17 protein-coding genes and 1 pseudogene are annotated in these 19,663 nt (G+C 68.4%); 2 read left to right on the top strand and 16 right to left on the bottom strand.

Annotation, left to right across the window (positions count from 1 at the left end; translation table 11 throughout):
* Positions 1-16: 16 nt before the first annotated feature.
* Positions 17-490, top strand: a complete 474-nt coding sequence (locus OHA70_RS27755; protein ID WP_328322601.1) for a pyridoxamine 5'-phosphate oxidase family protein — start codon at positions 17-19, stop codon at positions 488-490.
* Between the two features lie 149 nt (positions 491-639).
* Here OHA70_RS27755 and OHA70_RS27750 read toward each other — a convergent pair whose 3' ends face one another.
* The 6 genes from OHA70_RS27750 to OHA70_RS27725 all read right to left on the bottom strand — a co-directional run bounded on the left by OHA70_RS27750 (position 640) and on the right by OHA70_RS27725 (position 5,008).
* Complete coding sequence (locus tag OHA70_RS27750) at positions 640-1,410, bottom strand: DivIVA domain-containing protein (protein WP_328322600.1); 771 nt, start codon at positions 1,408-1,410, stop codon at positions 640-642.
* Positions 1,411-1,596: 186 nt separating this feature from the next.
* Positions 1,597-1,902: a YggT family protein gene (locus OHA70_RS27745; RefSeq protein ID WP_328322599.1), complete on the bottom strand. Its 306-nt coding sequence runs from the start codon at positions 1,900-1,902 to the stop codon at positions 1,597-1,599.
* A 38-nt stretch (positions 1,903-1,940) separates the two neighbouring features.
* On the bottom strand, positions 1,941-2,450 hold the full coding sequence (locus OHA70_RS27740) for a cell division protein SepF (RefSeq protein ID WP_328322598.1): 510 nt from the start codon (positions 2,448-2,450) through the stop codon (positions 1,941-1,943).
* Between the two features lie 38 nt (positions 2,451-2,488).
* Positions 2,489-3,199, bottom strand: a complete 711-nt coding sequence (locus OHA70_RS27735) for a YggS family pyridoxal phosphate-dependent enzyme (protein WP_328322597.1) — start codon at positions 3,197-3,199, stop codon at positions 2,489-2,491.
* Entirely contained in the window at positions 3,196-3,924 is a 729-nt protein-coding gene (gene pgeF, locus OHA70_RS27730) for a peptidoglycan editing factor PgeF (protein WP_328322596.1), read from the bottom strand. The genes OHA70_RS27735 and pgeF overlap by 4 nt, the downstream gene beginning before the upstream one ends.
* Before the next feature lie 109 nt (positions 3,925-4,033).
* Complete coding sequence (locus OHA70_RS27725) at positions 4,034-5,008, bottom strand: S41 family peptidase (RefSeq protein WP_328322595.1); 975 nt, start codon at positions 5,006-5,008, stop codon at positions 4,034-4,036.
* 58 nt (positions 5,009-5,066) lie between these two features.
* Between OHA70_RS27725 and OHA70_RS27720 the strand changes: the two genes are divergently transcribed.
* On the top strand, positions 5,067-5,591 hold the full coding sequence (locus tag OHA70_RS27720) for an ArsR/SmtB family transcription factor (protein ID WP_328322594.1): 525 nt from the start codon (positions 5,067-5,069) through the stop codon (positions 5,589-5,591).
* A 661-nt stretch (positions 5,592-6,252) separates the two neighbouring features.
* Here the strand turns inward: OHA70_RS27720 and ftsZ are convergent.
* From ftsZ to OHA70_RS27670, 10 genes and pseudogenes are all read right to left on the bottom strand, one after another.
* Positions 6,253-7,248 (bottom strand): annotated as a pseudogene (ftsZ, locus tag OHA70_RS27715) (cell division protein FtsZ); the annotation flags it as partial.
* A 246-nt stretch (positions 7,249-7,494) separates the two neighbouring features.
* Entirely contained in the window at positions 7,495-8,235 is a 741-nt protein-coding gene (locus OHA70_RS27710; protein WP_328322593.1) for a cell division protein FtsQ/DivIB, read from the bottom strand.
* A gap of 27 nt (positions 8,236-8,262) precedes the next feature.
* On the bottom strand, positions 8,263-9,702 hold the full coding sequence (gene murC / locus OHA70_RS27705; protein ID WP_328322592.1) for a UDP-N-acetylmuramate--L-alanine ligase: 1,440 nt from the start codon (positions 9,700-9,702) through the stop codon (positions 8,263-8,265).
* Positions 9,699-10,787, bottom strand: coding sequence for an undecaprenyldiphospho-muramoylpentapeptide beta-N-acetylglucosaminyltransferase (gene murG, locus OHA70_RS27700; RefSeq protein ID WP_328322591.1), 1,089 nt, complete (start codon positions 10,785-10,787; stop codon positions 9,699-9,701). The genes murC and murG overlap by 4 nt, the downstream gene beginning before the upstream one ends.
* 5 nt (positions 10,788-10,792) lie before the next feature.
* Positions 10,793-12,070 (bottom strand): putative lipid II flippase FtsW, encoded by a 1,278-nt coding sequence (gene ftsW / locus OHA70_RS27695; protein ID WP_328322590.1) that lies wholly within the window; start codon positions 12,068-12,070, stop codon positions 10,793-10,795.
* A gap of 15 nt (positions 12,071-12,085) precedes the next feature.
* Positions 12,086-13,525 (bottom strand): UDP-N-acetylmuramoyl-L-alanine--D-glutamate ligase, encoded by a 1,440-nt coding sequence (gene murD / locus OHA70_RS27690; RefSeq protein ID WP_328322589.1) that lies wholly within the window; start codon positions 13,523-13,525, stop codon positions 12,086-12,088.
* Positions 13,522-14,598: a phospho-N-acetylmuramoyl-pentapeptide-transferase gene (mraY, locus tag OHA70_RS27685; protein WP_328322588.1), complete on the bottom strand. Its 1,077-nt coding sequence runs from the start codon at positions 14,596-14,598 to the stop codon at positions 13,522-13,524. The genes murD and mraY overlap by 4 nt, the downstream gene beginning before the upstream one ends.
* The gene (locus OHA70_RS27680; RefSeq protein WP_328322587.1) at positions 14,595-15,989 is read right to left on the bottom strand and encodes a UDP-N-acetylmuramoyl-tripeptide--D-alanyl-D-alanine ligase; all 1,395 of its coding nucleotides are present in this window, start codon (positions 15,987-15,989) and stop codon (positions 14,595-14,597) included. The genes mraY and OHA70_RS27680 overlap by 4 nt, the downstream gene beginning before the upstream one ends.
* On the bottom strand, positions 15,986-17,527 hold the full coding sequence (locus OHA70_RS27675; RefSeq protein WP_328322586.1) for a UDP-N-acetylmuramoyl-L-alanyl-D-glutamate--2,6-diaminopimelate ligase: 1,542 nt from the start codon (positions 17,525-17,527) through the stop codon (positions 15,986-15,988). Before OHA70_RS27675 ends, OHA70_RS27680 begins: the two co-directional genes overlap by 4 nt.
* Positions 17,528-17,577: 50 nt before the next feature.
* Entirely contained in the window at positions 17,578-19,584 is a 2,007-nt protein-coding gene (locus OHA70_RS27670; RefSeq protein WP_328322585.1) for a peptidoglycan D,D-transpeptidase FtsI family protein, read from the bottom strand.
* Between the last annotated feature and the right edge of the window lie 79 nt (positions 19,585-19,663).

Raw genomic sequence — 19,663 nt, 5'->3', positions numbered from 1 at the left:
CAAGTAATCTACAACCATGGTTGTGGAAATTGAGAGCGTGCAGAAAGAGTTCCTCGCGATGGCGCACCGGATCGTCTGGTGCACGGTGGCGACGGTCGACCGGCTCGGCCGACCGCGGTCGCGGATCCTGCATCCCTACTGGGAGTTCGACGGCGACCAGTTGGTCGGCTGGATCGTCACCAGGCCGACTCCGGTCAAGGTGGCCCACCTGGGCCGTTCGCCGTACCTGAGCTGCAGCTACTGGGATCCCACTCACGACACCGCGAGCGCGGACTGTCAGGCGGAGTGGATCGACGACGTGCCGACCCGGCAACGCGTCTGGGAGCTGTACCGAGAAGCCCCCGCACCACTGGGCTTCGACTTCTGGTCGGTCTTCCAAGATGGACCGTCGAGCGAAATCGTCTCGCTTCTGAGACTGACGCCCTATCGAATGCGGATCACCGACGTCGCCACCCTCAGCGGACAGAAGGCCCCACTCAGCTGGCCGTGAATTCCGGCGGCCTGCAGTGGGGACCCTTAGTCACGAATGAACAACCCTGAGTCAGAAAAGTCCGGACATGACAAAGAGGCGGTGCTGCCGGATTAGCACCGCCCCTAGTCACGCCAAAGACCAGGTACTTACTTCACAACTCGTAGTGCTTAAACGCCGTGGCCGTGAGCCTGGGCGCGGGCCTCCGGGCGGAAGCCGTTGCGCGGGCTGAGCGTGTCGTCGCCGTTGCCGAGCGCCTTGAGCTGCTCGGTGAAGTACGTCTTCAGGCGGCTGCGGTACTCACGCTCGTACGCGTGCAGGTCGTCGATGGTGCGCTCGAGCTGACCCTTCTGCTTCTCCAGCGTGCCGAGCATCTGCGCGCGGCGCTCGGCGATCTCGCCGTCCAGCTTCTCGGCGCGGGCGCGGGCCTCACCGGTCATCCGGTCGGCCTTGCCACGTGCCTCGTTCTCCAGCCGCTCGGCCTTGGCGCGGGCCTCGCCGATGATCTTGTCGGCGGTGTCCTTCGCCTCCTGGACCAGGTCGTCGGAGTGCTTGGTGGCCATCTCCAGCAGCCGCACCGCGGAGCTGGAGGCGTCGCCGACGGTTCCTGCTGCCGCAGCAGCCCCCGCGGCGGCTACAACCGGAGCGACGACTGGCGGCGGCTCTTCCTTGGGCTTCTCGACGACCACTGGGGCCGGCTTGGGCTGTTGCACGACAGGCGGCAGGGCGGCGGTCTGGTCGACCACCGGTCGTTCCTGTCCACTGCCGGCACGCTGGGCCGCGGCAAGCTTGGCCCGCAGCTCCTCGTTCTCGGCGAGAAGTCGCTCGAGTTCGGCTTCGACCTCGTCGAGGAAGGAGTCGACCTCAGTGACGTCGTAGCCCTCCCGCAATCGGACGGGCGTGAACTGCTTCGAGCGGACGTCATCCGGCGTCAGCGGCATCTTTCACCTCGTTTGTCTGTGTCTTGGCGGAGTCGTCGTGGCCTGGACCTCGGCGACTCAGTAGATCACGTTATCGCTTCGTTGTGTTCTGGCGGAATCCGGGCAGTCGATAACGTTCCCCATGGTCGATGTTTCCGGGTCGGTTCCTACCCAGCTACTCGCATCCTCACGCTAGTCGTCACCGGGTCAGATCGACCTGATCGCGGTGGTGTTGATCGACATCGCCAGCGAGACGAGGACGAACAGCATCAGCATCGACAGGTCGACCCGGATGCCACCGGCACCGATCGGCGGCAGGATCCGCCGCAGCGGCCGCAGAAACGGATCGGTCACCGAGTAGATCAGCTCGAACAGCAACAGCAGTGGCCCTTTCGGGTGCCATTGCGGCGCGAACATCACGATCAGGCTCAGAACGAACCGCGCCACCAGCGCCAGGAAGAAGGCGAGCAGCACGTAGTAGAGAACACCGAGGACGAGCACGAGAGCATCCATGTCAGACAAGAGTGTAGAAGACGGCCGAAGCCACGTCCTCAACTCTGGTTGTAGAACCCGTCGGCGGCGATCTTTTCCTTCTCCTCCGCGGCCAGCGTCACGTTCGGCGGGCAGACCAGGAAGACCTTGGTGGTGATCCGCTCGATCGAGCCACGGCAGCAGAAGATCAGCCCGGCGGCGAAGTCCACCAGCCGCTTGGCGTCCGCGTGGTCCATCTCGGTCAGGTTCATGATGACGGGGGTGCCGTCACGGAAGTGCTCACCGATCACGCGCGCCTCGTTGTAGCTGCGCGGGTGCACGGTGGTGATGCGGGCCAACTCGGTAACCTCCGGCGATGTCGCTGTCACGCCACGTCGATCTGGGAACTTGCTGACGGTGCCGACCTGCTCGTCCGGTCGTACCGGGACGGGCGCGGTCTCGTCGGACTCCCCGTCGACGGCCTCTTCGTCGTACTCGTCGTCATAGCCGTCGTCGTAGCGCGCGTTGTACCGCTCGCCGTCCTCGACCAAGCCGAGGTACACACCCATCTTGCGCAACGCGCCGCTCATGGCCCTCCAGCCCTTCGTGTCGAGTCTCGATGTCGACACTAGCCCAGTGGAGGACGTGTACCGAGTAATGCACGCCCGAGCCGAACGTGTGTCGCCCCATGCCTGATCGCGGCCTCCAGATCGCCGCTCATCCCGGCCGAGATCCAGTCGGCGCCCGGATGTTCGGAGCGTAGCCGGGAGGCTACGACTTCCAGGCCGGCGAACGCCTCGTCGGGGTCGGAGCCGAGCGGCGCCACAGCCATCACTCCCCCGAGCTCCAGCCCGTCCGCCGCGGCGACCTCAGCGGCCAGAGCCGGTACTTCGGAAGGCGCGACCCCGCCACGACTCATCCCGGTCGCCACCTCGTCCCGACCGTACTCCGCCAGGCTCACCTGCAGCAGGCAGCGCAGTACGCGGCCTTCGTCGACCGCGGCCCGGGACAGCGCCTTCACCAGCGACGACCGGTCGACCGAGTGCAGCACCGACGCGTTGCGGACGACCGAACGGGCCTTGTTCGACTGCAGTTGCCCGACGAAGTGCCAGGTGACGTCCTGGCAGTCCGGCGCCTTGACCTTGAGCTCCTGCTCCCGGTTCTCGCCCAGGTCCTGTACTCCGAGCGCCGCCAGCGCCCGTACATCGCTGACCGGGAAGGTTTTGGTGATCGCCACCAGGGTGACGGCCCCCTCGGGCCTCCCAGCCGCCACACAGGCCGCCTGGATACGTTCGCGGACCGCCTTCAGGTTCTCGCCGAGCTCCTCTTCGCGCGTCACGCGGCCAACCTGATCAGGCCGGCGAGCCGACCGCTGACGGCGCCTTCACGGCGATACGAGTAGAGGTTCTCCGACTCGATGGTGCAGGCGGTCGCGCGGATGACTGTGCAGTCGAGCTCGGCCAGCTGGGCCTCGACCCCGGCGGCTACGTCGATCGCCGGGGTCCCCCAGCTCGTCTCCGAGTACGACGCGGGCACCCGCTCCGCGACCTCGGCGCGCATCTCGGCCGGTACCTCGTAGCAGTTGCCGCAGGCGTACGGGCCGAGGACGGCGGTGATGTGGCCGGCGCCGAGAGCGCGCATAGCGGCGACTGTTGCCGGTACGACGCCTGAATACATCCCTCGACGACCGGAGTGCGCCGCGCCGATCACCTTGTTGGTCTGGTCTGCGAGGAGGACCGGCAGGCAGTCGGCGGCGCGGACGCACAGCACGACGTCGGACTGGGTGGTCACCATCGCGTCAGCTCGCGGGCGTGGGTCGATGGCCGTATCGCCGGGCCCGACCACGTGGACGTCGGGGCTGTGCACCTGGTTGACCCGGATGACGCGCTCGGGGGCGACGCCGAACTCGGTCGCGATCAGCCGGAAGTTCTCCGCGATCGCGGCGGCCTCGTCGCCCTGCGCACTGCCCAGGTTCAGTTCCCCGTACGGCGGTTGGCTCGCTCCCCCGAACCGATCGGTGAAGGCGAAGCGGGCCCCATCGAAAACCTCGTCATAACCGAACACATGTCAAGGCTATCCGGCACACGACTCCCGCGGCGCGGAAGCGGTGTCCTCGGACACCAAGCGGTGACCTTGAACACGAAATACCGTGTCCGAGGTCACCGGTTGGTGTTCAAGGTCGCAGCAATTGGCGGGCTGCGGCGGCCTCCTCGGTGAGGGCGCGACGTGCTGGATCGGCTGCCAGGGTGAGGACGTGGTCGAGGGCTTGGCGGTAGGCCTCGGGGAAGGCGTCGTCGGCCGGTACTTCGACATCGGGCACCACACCGACGCCCTCCCAGTTGGTTTGGGAGACGGGGTTGATCGCGCGTTTGATCGGGATGGTGGCTTCCAGGTGGGGGTGGAGTTTGAAGCCGTCGCGGGGGTGGGCGCCACCGCCGGTGCGTTCGCCGATGACGGTGGCGCGGCCGAGTTGCTGCAGGTCGTAGGTGAGCTCTTCGGCGGCCGAGAACGTGGTCGAGCTGGTCAGTACCCAGATCGGTTTGGTACCACCGAAGCGCGGGCCGGGCAGGTACGGGTTGGTCCAGAACTGGCGGACCGTGCCGTCGGCGGGCGTGACCAGATCGTTCAGGTGCACCGGCTCCCCGTCTAACAGGTGACTGCACAGGAACGCCACCATGTCAGGCGAACCACCCAGGCAGCGGCGCAGATCGATCACCAGCGCATCCGTTGCTGACAGCAACGACATGGCGGCACTCACGGCGGCACCGGCATGCGAGGGATCGAAGATCAGCGGGCGGATCTCGAGTAGACCAATGTTGCCGGCCAGCCGCTCCACCCGGGCCATCCCGCCCGCCGTCAGCTCGGCATGCCGTCGCCAGGCCGCGTCCTCCGCGACCGGATCGGTCTCGTCGACCACCTCGTCGACGTGGAACTTCAGCCGCAGGTGGCGATCCTGGTTGCCCTCCTGAAGGTCGGCCGTCACCCGGGCCGCCAGCTCCTCGGGCTCGGCCAGTGTGTCGTACCGGCCGTCCGCTGCGGCCTTCTTCAGCCGGGCGGCGATCTCGGCGCCGACCTCCGGGAAAACGTAGAGCTCGCTGACCAGGGTCGCGAGCCGGTCGATCAGTTCGGTGATCTCGTCTGTGCGCATGCCGAGGATTCAAGCACCGGGATTGACAAAGCGTCAAGAACCCTTGACGCTTGATTTTGTGACCGACGACATGGCAGACCGGCTGGAGATCTCGACCGCGGAGCAGTTCAAGGCGCTGGGGCATCCGCTGCGGCACCGGCTGCTGTTCGCGCTTGGCCAGGAGGCGGCGACGATCAGCCAGCTGGCGACCTCGCTCGGTACGGCGAAGGGCAACGTCGCGCACCATCTCGGCGTACTACGGGACGCCGGCATGGTCCGGGTCGTGGAGACCCGCCAGGTGCGCGGAGGAACGGAGCAGTACTACCGTCGCGCGGCGAAACTGTTCGACTTCACCGGCGAAGGCGAGCGCGCGAACTCAGCGATCGCCCTGCAAGCGGCAGCGGCCGAGCTGCAGTCGTCGACCGGCCAGCCGATGCTCAACCTCCGCAACATCCGGCTGACCGAAGCTCAAGCCGAAGAACTCCAGGCCCGCCTGGACAACCTGGTCCACGACCTGGTCGACGCAGGCCCCGGAGAGGCCCGCTACGGCGTGGTCGTCTCGGTCTACCGCCCCCAACAGCCCGAGCCGACCCCGCCCAGCTGACCCCACCCGACGGACACCGGTCAACGGAAACCGGGCCGGCACCGGCTGATCGCCGGCACCGACCCGGTGCACCTCAAGCTGTTCTGAGTTACTTCAAGAAGTCCGGGATGTCGAGGTCGTCTTCGTCGTTGTCGGGCTTGCGCGGCTGGCGCTGCGGAGCCGGCTGGGACGCGGGCGCGTTCGACGGGCCGGTGGTCGGCCAGGAGTGCTGAGCCGGCGTGGACTGGGTCGGAGGCGGCGTGTGCGGCACCGGCGGCTGGTTGGACGGCTGGCCGGTCGGCTGCGCGGTACGGACCGGCTCACCGGCCTGCGGACGGGCCGAGTGCGTGGTGCCCCGGTTCTGGTCCGTGTTCGGCACCGGCACGGTGTCGTCGGTCGGCGTACCCGCCGGCGGCTGGTAACTCGGCGCGGGCGAGCCAGCCGGCGCACCCTGTCCGAAACCACCCTGCCCAGCGGCCTGCCCACCAGCAGCCTGGCCAGCGCCCTGGCCACCAGAGTCCTGGCCGCCAGCGTTCTGACCGGCCGGATCTGCAGGCGTGGAAGCCGGCGGCGTGCCGTACGGCGGGGGCTGGTTGGCCGGCTGCTGCGCCTGAGCCTGAGCCTCCTGCTGCGCGGCGCGCGGAACGCCCTGCGTAGCGACGTCGCCGCCAGCGGCCGGGAGCTTGTTCTGCGGGCGGGCCTGGTTCATCGCCTGCTCGCGGCGCTTCGGCATCCCGCCGTCGAAGCCGGCCGCGATCACGGTCACCCGGACCTCGTCGCCGAGCGCGTCGTCGATCACCGCGCCGAAGATGATGTTCGCGTCGGTGTGCGCCGACTCGGAGACCAGCTGCGCCGCCTCGTTGATCTCGAACAGCCCCAGGTCGGAGCCGCCCGCGATCGACAGCAGCACCCCGTGCGCGCCCTCGATGCTTGCCTCCAGCAACGGAGACGAGATGGCCGCCTCGGCCGCCGCCACCGCGCGGTCCTCGCCGCGGGACGAGCCGATGCCCATCAGCGCCGAGCCGGCGTTGGACATGACGGCCTTGACGTCCGCGAAGTCCACGTTGATCAGGCCGGGCGTGGTGATCAGGTCGGTGATACCGGAGACACCCTGCAGCAGCACCTGGTCGGCCTGCTTGAAGGCGTCCAGCACGGAGACGGCGCGGTCGGAGATGGTGAGGAGGCGGTCATTCGGAATGACTATCAGGGTGTCGACCTCTTCGCGGAGCGCGGCGATGCCGTCCTCCGCCTGGGTCGCCCGGCGCTTGCCCTCGAAGGAGAACGGCCGGGTCACCACACCGATCGTCAGCGCCCCGAGGGAGCGCGCGATCCGCGACACCACCGGCGCGCCGCCGGTACCGGTGCCACCGCCCTCACCCGCGGTGACGAAGACCATGTCGGCGCCCTTCAGCGCCTCCTCGATCTCCTCCGCGTGGTCCTCGGCGGCCTTCTGCCCGATCGCCGGGTTCGCGCCGGCGCCGAGGCCCCGGGTCTCCTCCCGGCCGATGTCGAGCTTGACGTCCGCGTCGCTCATCAACAGCGCCTGGGCGTCCGTGTTGATGGCGATGAACTCAACGCCCTTCAGACCGTGCTCGATCATCCGGTTGACGGCGTTGACGCCGCCTCCGCCGATGCCGACGACCTTGATGAGTGCCAAATAGTTCTGCGGTGCCGCCACGTCCGCGCCTCTCGCCTCGTTCTGTTCCCGTTATGGCCAGTTGGCCGTCCGAGCTGCGCCTGCCGGGACCCTCCCGCCCACCGATCGCTTCGGCGGTGACTGCTTTGTCCTCAGAAGGGCCTTTACCTCAAGTACACGATTAGAGTTCTGTCAACCCTAGATTCCCTCGAACGCTACGGGAGACGCTCCGGCAATGTCCACGCGCCTCGCCGCCCGTACCACGATGTGTGCCCGATGTGGGCACGCTCACTTCTTTTCCCCTTTGGTGACAGGGAGATCGGGCGCCGAGACGTCGTAGACCTTCGCGTCCCGCTTCATCAGCACGCTGAGTACTTCGGCCTTGCGCTCACTGTCATCGGCGCTGCCCCAGACCACCTTCACCGTGGACCCGAGGTTGAGGGTGATCGAATCCGGCGACGCCGCCGAGATCGACTTCACCTGGGCCCGCAACGTCTCCGGCAAAGCCGCCGAAACCTTCACCACCGAACTGATCGTGACTTCCCGCCGTGTCCCGACCACCAGCGCCTCGGGCAGATCCACCGGCCGGGCCGGCACCGTCTTGAAGGCCACCCCGGTCGCGTCGACGAGCTCGAAGTTGCTGCCGTCGGTGACCACCACCACCGGCACCCGCTCGGTCACCACGATCTTCAGCTGGTTCGGCCAGGCCCTGGTCACCTGTGCGTCCGCGACCGACTGGATCGTCCGCACCCGGTCCGCGATCGCGGCCAGGTCGACCTTGGCCAGCGGTGTTCCCAGCGGTGCCGCGGCCACCTGGGTGATAGTTGCCACGGGCACCGTATCGGCGCCGGCCACCTTCACCCCGGAGACCGCGAGCACGGACGAGAAGTAGAACAACCAGGCGATGAACCCGGCGAGCAGGACGACCAGTCCGCCGGCCGCCCAGGGCAGCCAGCCGCGCCAGCGCACCAACCGCTGCCGGCGCGCGAACCGCTCCTGTGCCCGGGCAAGGTCAGTGCTCTGACTCATCCCCCGCTCACCACCGGATCCACCGAATCACTCCGCGGCCGCTGCCGTGAGGGCGGCCCGCTCGGCCAGCAGGCCGAGTACCTCGGGTCCGATCAGCGTCACGTCGCCGGCACCCGCAGTGACCACGAGGTCACCCGGCTCGGCCAGGTCCGCGATCAGTTGCGGTACGGCGGACCAGGACGGCTCGAACCTGACCTGATCCGGCTTCAGCGGAATGTGGTTGGCGATCAACGCGCCGGTGATCCCAGGCTCCGGGTCCTCGCGGGCCGCGAAGATGTCCATCACGACGACCTCGTCGGCCAGCGAGAGCGCCTCGGAGAACTGGGTCGCGAAGATCCGGGTCCGGCTGAACAGGTGCGGCTGGAAGCAGACGATTACGCGCCCCTCCCCCGCCACCGTCCGGGCCGCGGCCAGGTCGACAGAGATCTCGGTCGGGTGGTGGGCGTACGAGTCGAACACCCGCACACCGTCCTCCTCGCCCTTGAACTCGAACCGCCGGCCGGTCCCGGTGAAGGCAGCGAGCCCCTCGGCCAGGTCGGCGGCGGAGAAGCCCAGCCCAAGTCCGACGGTCAGCGCCGCTGCCGAGTTGAGCGCGTTGTGCTTGCCGGCCTGCTGCAGGTTGACCACCGGCAGCTTGCGGCCGTGGAACACCGGCACGTAGGACTGGGTCGAGCCGCTCGCGACCAGCTCGGTCACCTGGGTGTCCGCATCGGGCGATTCGCCGTACGTCCGTACGTCGATGCCCTTCGCCCGGGCGAATTCGACCAACTGCCGGGCGCCCGCGTCGTCGTAGCAGACGACCATGAAGCCACCGGGCAGAACGCGATCGCAGAACTGCTCGAAGGCGAGCCGGTAGCTGGCCTCGTCGCCGTAGTTGTCCAGGTGATCGGGCTCGACCGAGGTGACGATCGACACCTCGGGGCTGTACGTCAGGAAGGACTTGTCGGACTCGTCGGCCTCCGCGACGAACAGGTCGCCGCTGCCGTCGTGGGCGTTCGAGCCGGACTCGTTCAGGTTGCCGCCGATCGCGTACGACGGGTCCGCGCCGCAGTGCTGCAACGCGACCGTCAGCATCGACGTCGTGGTCGTCTTGCCGTGCGTACCGGCGACCGCGATCGTGCGGCGGCCGACCATCACCGAGGCCAGCGCGGCAGCGCGCGGCAGGATCGGGATACCCGCGGCGCGCGCGGCGACGACCTCGGGGTTGTTCTCGCGGATCGCGGTCGAGACGACGACGGTGTCCACCTCGGCGACATGCTCAGCGGCGTGGCCGACCCAGCAGGTCGCGCCGAGGGCCCGCAGGGCGCCGAGCACCTTGCCGTCCTTGCCGTCCGAGCCGGAGACCTCGATGCCGCGGGCCGCCATGATCCGGGCGATCCCGGACATGCCCGCGCCGCCGATACCGACGAAGTGCACCCGGCCGAGCTTCTCGGCGGGCAGATGGCTGTCAGGTGCGGTGACGATCACGAGGAAGACCTCACCACATCGAGGATGATCTGCGCCAACCGGTCGTCGGCGTCCAGCTTGATCAGACCCTTGGCTGCGTTGGACATGGCTGTCAGACGCTCGCGGTCGTGCAGAAGTTGCGGAACCGTCGCGCGAACCCAGTCCGGAGTCACCTCGGCGTTGTCGACCAGCAGGCCACCGCCGGCCTCAACCACTGCCTTGGCGTTCTGGCGCTGCTCACCGTTACCGTGCGGCAACGGAACGTAGATGGCCGGCAGGCCGACGCCGGACGCTTCGGTGACCGCGTTCGCACCCGAACGGCAGACGACCAGGTCGGCGGCGGCGTAGGCGTAGTCCATCCGGTCGATGTAGTTGAGCACCCGGTACGGATACGGCCCGGTCTGGGTGACCTCGAGGCTGTTCTTGGAGCCGATCGCGTGGATCACCTGGACCCCCGCGGCGAGCAGATCGGCCGCGGCCCCGCCGAACGCCTCGTTCAGCTGCCGGGCACCCTGCGAGCCACCGGTGATGAACACGGTCGGTGCGTCCGGGTCGAGCCCGAAGAACTCGCGTGCCTCGGCCCGCAACGCGGCCCTGTCGAGGGTCGAGATCGCCCGCCGGATCGGCAGCCCGACGTACTGGGCGTGCGGCAGGTCCGTACCGGGGAAGGAGGTGATCACCGTCTCGGTGCAGTAGCGGGCGGCGAACTTGTTCGCGATGCCCGGGGTCGCGTTACCCTCGTGCACGACGATCGGCGTCTTGCGGCGCCAGGCCGCGACGTACGCCGGGGTGGAGACGTACCCGCCGAAGCCGACCAGCACGTCCGCCTTGGCCTCGTCGAGCACCTTGCGGGCCGCGCTGACCGAGCTGAGCATCTTGCCCGGTACGGCGAACAGCGCCGGCGTGGGCTTGCGCGGCAGCGGGACGGGCGGAATCAGTTCGAGCCGGTACCCGGCCTCGGGCACGACCCGGACCTCGAGGCCACGCTCGGTCCCGAGCGCGATGATCTCGATCGTCGGGTCGATCCGGCGCAGGGCGTCGGCGGTAGCGATCAGGGGGGAAGTATGGCCGGCGGTTCCCCCACCGGCCAGGACGATGCTCGGCACAGCTTTCAACGCTCCCGCGTGTTCTCACGGCCGGTACGGCCAGGTGTGCGCCACGAAGACATCCACCCGAACCGAGGCCGCCGGATCTCCTTGAGGGCGGCCTGCGCGCCGGGCTCCGCCTTCGCGAAGGACAGCAACATGCCGATCGCGATCAGCGACGGCAGCAGTGCGGACCCACCGTACGACAAAAGCGGAAGCGGGATACCCACGATGGGTAGCAAACCGATCACGGCACCCAGATTGACCAGCGTCTGGGCCAGCAGCCAGACGGTGATTCCGGCGCTCGCATAGCGGACGAACGGCTCCGTGTTCCGGGTCGCGATCCGGACCCCGGCGTAGGCGACCGCGAGGAACAGCGCGAGCACGGTGAGTGAGCCGATCAGGCCCAGCTCCTCACCGATCACGGCGAAGATGAAGTCGGTGTGCGCCTCGGGCAGGTTGCCCCACTTCTGCCGGCTGTTGCCGATCCCGACGCCCCACCAGCCGCCGGTGGAGAGCGCGTAGAAGGCGTGATAGGCCTGCCAGCCCACGTTGCTCGGGTCGGCGAACGGGTCCATGAACTGGGTCACCCGCTTCATCCGGTAGCTCTCCTGGCTGACGAAGAACGCGGCGATCGAGCCGACGATCCCCATCATCGCCACGAACAGCCGGGTCGGCGCGCCGACCACCCAGATCATCCCGATCATCACGGCCATCAGCACCAGCGACGTACCGAGGTCGTGCTGGCCGACGATCAGCGCGATCACCAGACCGCAGACCGGCACCATCGGGACCAGCAGGTGTTTCCACTGGGTCAGCAGTTTCTGCTTGCGGGCGTACAGATCCGCGCACCACATCACCAGCGCCAGCTTGGCGAACTCACTCGGCTGGATCTGCAACGGACCACCGAAACTGACCCAGTTCGTGTTGCCGTTGACCTCCTTGCCGATGCCCGGGATGTAGGTGAGGACGAGCAGGAACACCGAGCCCAGCAACGCGACGTAGGCGAGCATCCGGAAGTGCCGCGGCGTCATCCGGGACGCGACATAGGCCATCGGGAGACCGACGCCGACCCAGATCAGCTGCCGGTAGAAGATCGTGTAGCTGTTCCCGGTGGTCCGCAGCGACTGCACGCTGGAGGCCGACAGGACCATCAGGATCCCCAGCACCAGCAGCAGACCGGCTGCGCCGAGCAGGATGTGGTACGACGTCAGCGGCCGGTCGAGGACGTCCTTGATGGCCGTCAGCCAGGGCCGTTCGGCCGACTCGTCGGCCTTGTTCTTGGACTGATCCGTGATCGTCACCCGATCACCTCCGGATCAGTTGTCGCCCAGCCGCAGTACGGCTTCGGCGAAGGCGTCTCCGCGGGCTCCATAGTTGGCGAACATGTCCCAAGAAGCGCAGCCCGGCGCGAGCAGCACGGTGTCACCCACCTGTGCCAGCTTCGTCGCCTCCCCCACCACGGTCTCCATGGCACCAGTGTCCGTTGCCTCCACGATGATCACCGGCACATCCGGCGCGTGTCGGGCAAGTGCTTCGGCGATCACGACCTTGTCCTGGCCGAGCAGTACGACGCCCCGCAACCGTTCCTTGGCAGCGATCACGAGCTCGTCGAAGGTCGCGCCCTTGGCCTGTCCGCCGGCGATCCACACCACGGGCTCGTAGGCCAGCAACGAGGCCTGCGCGGCATGCGGGTTGGTGGCCTTGGAATCGTCGATGTAGTTGACCCCGGCAACCTCGCCGACGGTCGCGATCCGGTGCGCGTCCGGCCGGAACACCCGCAGCCCGTCACGGACAGCCGAGGCCGGTACGCCGAATGCTCGCGCCAAAGCAGCCGCCGCCAGCGCGTTCGCGACATTGTGCGGTGCGGCCGGCGTGATGTCGGCCAGCGCCGCGATCTCGAGCGCCGAACTGGCTCGCTGCTCGACGAAGGCGCGGTCGACGAGCAGGTCGTCGACCAGGCCGAGCATCGAGATCGCCGGCGTACCGAGAGTGAAGCCGATCGCGCGGCAGCCCTCGATCACATCCGCTTCCTCGACGAGGTGCTCGGTCGCGGGGTCCTCGACGTTGTAGACGCAGGCGACCTGGCAGTTCTCGTAGATCTTGCCCTTCGCGGCGGCGTAGGCGTCCATCGTGCCGTGCCAGTCGACGTGGTCGGGCGCGATGTTCAGGACGGCGGCCGAGTGCGCCGACATCGAGTCGGTGAAGTGCAGTTGGTAGCTGGACAGCTCGACCGCGATCACGTCGTACGGCTCGGGGTCCATCACGGCTTCCAGCAACGGCAGCCCGACGTTGCCCGCGGCAACTGCCCGGTGGCCGGCCGCGGTCAGGATCGAGGTCAGCATCTGGACCGTCGTGGTCTTGCCGTTGGTACCGGTGATGCACAGCCAGGGCGCCGCGTTGGCGGGATCGCGCAGGCGCCAGGCGAGCTCGATCTCACTCCAGACAGGGATCCCACGCTCGACAGCGGCCGCGAGCAGTGGCGCGTGCGGCGGGATGCCAGGTGAGGTGACGACGACCTCGACGTCAGCTGGGAGCGCCGCAGTACTGCCCTCGCCGAGGTTGATGTCGGCGCCCAGCGTCTCGAGGATCAAGGCCTTCTCGCGCAGCGCCTCGTTGTCGCGATCGTCGAGCACGGTGACATGCTCAGCACCCGCCTGCAGCAACGAGTCAGCACACGCGTAACCGGCGGTACCGAAGCCCAGTACGACGAAGCGCGTCGTCGCCCAGCCGTCGTCGGTCCGTGTCGTGAGGCTCATCCGGCCACCCATTCCGCGTAGAACAAGCCGAGCCCCATGGCGACGCACAGGCCGGAGATGATCCAGAACCGGATCACCACGTTCACCTGCTCCCAGCCGAGCATCTCGAAGTGGTGCTGCAGTGGCGCCATCCGGAACAACCGTTTCCCGACACCGCCGGTCTTCTTGGTGATCTTGAACCAGCTGACCTGCAGGATCACCGAGGCGGTGATGATGACGAACAGGCCGCCGAGCAGCAGGACGAGCAGCTCGGTCCGGGTCATCACCGCGAAGCCGGCCACCGCGCCACCCAGCGACAGCGAACCGGTGTCACCCATGAAGATCTTGGCCGGCGACGCGTTCCACCACAGGAAGCCGAACAAGGCGCCGGTGAGGGCAGCCGCGACGACCGCCAGATCGAGCGGATCGCGGATCTCGTAACACTTCGAGCCCGGCGCGGTCGCGCAATTCTGGTTGTTCTGCCAGATGCAGATCAGCGTGTACGCGCCGAAGACCATCATCGAGGCGCCGGTGGCCAGGCCGTCCAGGCCGTCGGCCAGGTTCACGCCGTTGGACATACCGGCGATCAGCAGCAGGATCCAGATCACGACCAGGACCGGCAGCAGGTGCAGCCACTCGATGTCGCGGATGAACGAGATGAACGGCGAGGCCGGCTTCTGCCCGCGCTCGTCGGGGAACTGCAGGGCCAGTACCGCGAAGGCGACGGCGACCATCGTCTGGCCGGCCAGTTTCGCCTTGCTGCGCAGGCCCAGGCTGCGCTGCCGGAAGATCTTGATGAAGTCGTCGAGGAAGCCGACCGCGCCCATCCCGGCGAACAGGAACAGCACCAGCAGCGCGGAGGCACTCGGCGCCCGGCCGGTGAAGATCTTCGCCGCGAAGTAGCCCACGATGGTCGCGACGATGAAGACGGTGCCGCCCATCGTCGGCGTACCGCGCTTGGTGTGGTGCGAGGTCGGGCCGTCGTCGCGGATCTCCTGACCGTACCCACGGCGGGCCAGCAGGGTGATCGCCCCGCGGGTGCCGACCAGCGTCAGCACCATCGAGATGGCGCCGGCCAACAGGATCGAGATCACTGCGAAGCCTCCTCGAGCAGGGCGGTCGCCAGCCGGTCCAGCCCGACGAATCGGGACGCCTTCACCAGCACCACGTCTCCCTGCTGCAATTCCTTGCGAAGCAACTCGAGTGCCTCGTCCATGCTGTCGACGTACGCCGACTCGTTGCCCCAGGATCCTTCCAGCGAGGCGCCGAGGTGGATCGGGCGGGCCCCCTCACCGACCACCAGCAGCCGCTGCACGTCCAGCCGGACGACGAGTCGGCCGACGCCGTCGTGCTCTTCGGCATGGGCGTCGCCGAGCTCACCCATCGGGCCCAGCACTGCCCAAGTACGGGCGTTGCGGGCCCTGCCGATCGCGACCAGCGCCTTGAGCGCCGCGCGGACCGACTCGGGGTTGGCGTTGTACGCGTCGTTGATGATTGTCACGCCGTCGGCGCGCTCGTGGACTTCCATCCGCCACTTGGAAGCGGCCGTCGCAGTGCTGAGCCCCTCCGCGATCTGCGCCGGAGTCAGCCCGACAGCCTGTACTGCGGCAGCCGCGGCGAACGCGTTGGCGACTTGGTGCTCCCCCACGACCTGCAACTGCACCGCGTGCTCCTCGCCACCGAGCCGCAGCGTGAAGCCCGCCCGGCCCAGCGCGTCGAGCTCAACCCCGGTTGCCCGGACGGTCGCTTCGGGAGCGTCGCCCCACAGCACGACCTTCTCGCTCGTCCGGCCGGCCATCGCGGCGACGCGTGGGTCGTCTGCGTTCAGTACGGCGGTGCCGCCCGGAAGTACGGCCTCGATCATCTCGCCCTTGGCGACGGCGATCGCGTCCTGGCTGCCGAACTCACCGATGTGCGAGTGGCCGACGTTGAGCACCAGCCCGACCTTCGGCGGCGTGATCCGGCACAGGTAGGTGATGTCGCCGACGTGCCGGGCGCCCATCTCGGCGACCAGGTAGCGCGTCGTCAGGTCCGCCTTCAGCGAGGTCAGCGGGTGACCGATCTCGTTGTTCATCGAGCCGACCGCGGCCACCGTCGGGCCGTACGGCGCGAGCAGCTGGGCGATCAGGTCCTTGGTGCTGGTCTTGCCCTGCGAGCCGGTCAGGCCGATCACGGTCAGGTCGGGCAGCTGCGAGATGACGTACTTCGCAAGCTCACCGACCGCCGTCTGTACGTCAGCCACGACGATGCAAGGACTGCCCTCGACCGGCCGGGTGGTGATGGAGACGGTCGCGCCGGCCTCGGTGACGGCCGGGACGAAATCGTGCCCGTCGACGTTCTCACCGGCGAAGGCGAGGAACAGTCCGCCCGCGGTGATCTGGCGGGAGTCCCGCTCGACGCTGCCGTCGACGATCGCGGCGGGGTCCACCCCGGCCAGCTCACCGCCGACCGCTTCGGCGATCTGGGCACAACTGAGGGGGATCACACTGCTGCCTCTCCGGTCGCCGCGATCAGCTCGCGCACGGTCTGCCGGTCGTCGAACGGGTGGATCACGCCGCCGACGTCCTGGCCGGTCTCGTGGCCCTTGCCGAGCACCACCACAGTGTCGCCGGGTCCGGCCAGTCCGATCGCGGTGGCGATCGCCCGCCGCCGGTCGCCGACCTCCTGCAGGTCCACCTCGGGGACCGCTGCCCGCGCGCCTTCGACGGCCGCGGCTCGGATCGCTGCCGGGTCCTCGCTGCGCGGGTTGTCATCGGTGACGATCACGACGTCAGCCGCCCGGGCAGCCGCCGCGCCCATCGCGGGCCGCTTGCCGGGGTCACGGTCGCCGCCGCAGCCGACCACCGCGAACAACTTGCCCTTGGTGGCGGTACGGGCTGCCTTGAGTGCCAGCTCGACTGCATCAGGCGTGTGCGCGTAGTCGACGATCACGCTCAGACCGTCGGCCCGGGTGAAGGTCTCCATCCGGCCCGGTACTGGGGCGTGCTGCAACCCAGCAGCGATCGCCTCAGCCGGTACGTCGACCTGCCGCAGCATCACCGTCGCCAGCAAGGCGTTCGCCACGTTGAAGTCACCCGGCAGCCCGATCTCGACGGTCAGCGCCTCGTCCGGCCCCTGGATGTCGATCACCGTGGTGCCGTGCTCGGACTGATGCGTGCCGCCGACGGTCCAGTCGGCGTCGCGGGTGGTCGAGACGGTCACCAGCGGAACGACCGTCTGCGCGGCGAGACGGCGGCCGTACTCGTCGTCGATATTCACGACGGCGAGGTCGCACCGCTCAGGGGTGAAGAGGGACGCCTTGGCGGCGAAGTACTCCTCGAAAGTCTTGTGGAAGTCCAGGTGGTCCTGCGTCAGGTTGGTGAACCCGGCAACCGCGAATCGTGCGCCGTCCACCCGGCCCATCGCGAGCGCGTGGCTGGAGACCTCCATCGCGCACCAGGCGACGGACCGCTCGCGCATCACCGCGAACAACGCCTGCAGATCGGTGGCCTCCGGCGTGGTCCGGGCGCTCTTGACCGCCTCGTCGCCGATCCGGGTCTCGATCGTGCCGATCAGGGCCGACTTGCCGATGTTCTGCAGTACGGAGTCGAGCAGGAAGCTCGTCGTCGTCTTGCCGTTGGTACCCGTGATGCCCAGCAGGCGCAGGCCGCTCGTCGGCTCGCCGTAGATACGGCTGGCGACAGCGCCGAGCACGTCGCGCGGCTTGGCGACCACGAGTACAGGGAGCCCAGTGGCTCGCGCCCGCTCCTCCCCCTCCGGATCAGTCAGTACTGCGACAGCGCCGGCTGCCTGCGCGTTGGCGGCGAAGGCTGCTCCGTGCGTCACCAGTCCCGGCAGGGCGGCGTACAGGTCGCCCGGATGGATCGAGCGCGAGTCGAGTGACACACCGGTCACCGAGACGTCAGCGAGGTCCGTCGAGGCTCGCGCTCCGGCGGTCTGGACGAGGTCGGCGAGGCTGACCGGCACGGTCCGTTGGGGCCTGATCGCGGCAACGGCGCCGCCTGCGGCGGTTGGGGTGGACACGGGCCCAGAGGTTACCGCTCCGGGCCCTGTCTCACCTACCTGACCCGGCGTCACCAGGTCAGCGGGACGTTGGGCTGCTTCGCGCCAGTCGGCGGTACTGCGTACTTCTGGAGCGCGTAGCTCATCACGTCGCGGAACACCGGACCTCCCTGGAAACCACCGCCCCGGCCGTTCGTCGGGTTCTGCAGTACGACGTACGTAACGAAGCGCGGGTTGTCGGCAGGGGCGAATCCGGCGAAAGAGGTCGCCCACTTGCAGTAGCCCTCGCAACCCTCGCCGGTCTCCTGCGCCGTACCGGTCTTGCCTGCGACCCGGTAGCCCGGGATGGCCGCCTGGAGCGCGGTACCGCCGTCAGCGGTCACCGACTCCATCATCGTGCCGACCTCCTTGGCGGCGGTCTCGCTGACCACGCGACGCGACGGGCCGGACGGGTTGGCGATGTCGTTGCCGTTGGAGTCGACGTAGTTCTTGACCAGCTTGGGCGGTACGTAGATGCCGCCGTTGGCCACCGCGTTGACCGCGGCGGTCATCTGGACCGCGTTCACGGCCAGGCCCTGACCGAAGGCGACGGTCGAGCGGGTCAGCTCGGGCCACTCGTCACCCGGCGGCATCACGCCACGGCTCTCGCCGGGGAAGCCCAGGCCGGTCGGCTCACCGAAACCGAAGTCGTGCAGGTACTTCACGAACTGCGGGATCGGCATCTCGCGGGAGGCGATGATGGTGCCGACGTTCGAGGACTTGGCGATCACGCCGGCGATGGTCAGCTTCAGCACGCCGTGGTCGAAGTGGTCCTTGATCTTGCGCCGCTGCACGGTGATGCTGCCCGGCACCTCGAGCTTGGTGTCGAGCGAGATCTTGTTCGCGTCGGCCAGCGCGGCCATCGTGACGACCTTCTGCACGCTGCCCGGCTCGTAGACCTGTTCCAGCGCGTTGTTCTTCAGCGACTGGCCCTTGAGCGGCTTGTTCGGGTCGTAGCCGGGGTAGTTGGCCATCGCGACCAGCTCGCCGGTCTTCACGTCCATCACGACGACCGTGCCGGACTCGGCCTTCCACTGCTTGACCGCTTCCTCGATCCGCTTCTCGGCGAACCACTGCAGGTCGGAGTCCAGGGTGAGCTGCGCGCTGACGCCGGGCTTGGGCTCCTCGACGGTGTGGTCGGCGTTCGGGATCTTGTTGCCCTTGGTGTCGACCTCGTACATCGCCTTGCCGTCGGAGCCGGACAGCTTGTCGTTCAGCCCGTACTCCAGGCCGGCCAGACCCTTGCCCTCGTCACCGACCACGCCGACCACGCTGGCGCCGACGGAGCCGAGCGGGTGGCTGCGGATCGGGTCGGACTCGGTGAACAGGCCGACCAGCAGCGGCGCCTTGGCCTCGGCCGGTTTGCCCTTGTTCTGCTCGGCGATCGAGGCGTTCTGCTTCTTGATCTCGGCCGTGATCTGGTTCCAGGTCTGCGGGCTGACCTGGTGCGCGAGCAGCACGTAGCGCTTCTTCAGGGTGAGGTCGGCGTAGAACTTCGCGTACGTCGTACCGGGGATCTTCGAGGTCAGCAGGCTGGCCAGCTGGGCGGCGACGGGCGCGGTCTGGGTCGGATCGGCGGTGATCGCGACCGCGTCCTCCGAGACCGACAGCGGCACGCCGTTGCGGTCCAGGATCGCGCCGCGGGTCGCATGCAGCACGAACGGCTTGGTGTTCTCCTTGGTCGCGGCGAGCGCGTAGGAGTCCGGGTCGACGCCCTGCAGCAGGATCAGCCGGCCGGCGAACAGCGACAGCACGAACGCCATCACCCCGAACGTCATCCGCAGCCGGAGCGCGGGACGGCCGAGCTTCAACGTGCGCGGCGGCTTCTTCACCTTCGGCTGTCGCGGTGGACGCCGGTTCTGCGGCGGCCGCTTCCGCGGTCCCCCACTGGCCGGACGCTTACGCGGCGGCTCGCCAGTACGCCGGGCTGCTTTCACTGGGCGCGCGGCAGCCGCCTTCTTCGCCGTACCGGCAGAGGCAGCCTTCTTCGCCGTACGCCGAGGCGCATCGCCGGCCGCAGCCGGACGAGTCCGTCGCACTTCACCGCTCCGAGCAGCAGACTTGCGAGGCTCTCCCGTGGCCTTGCGCGGTCCAGCCGCCTTCCGCCCCTCAGCACCG

This window comes from Kribbella sp. NBC_00382 (assembly GCF_036067295.1).
Lineage (GTDB): Bacteria > Actinomycetota > Actinomycetes > Propionibacteriales > Kribbellaceae > Kribbella.
This window is presented reverse-complemented; position numbering and strand designations above follow the sequence as displayed.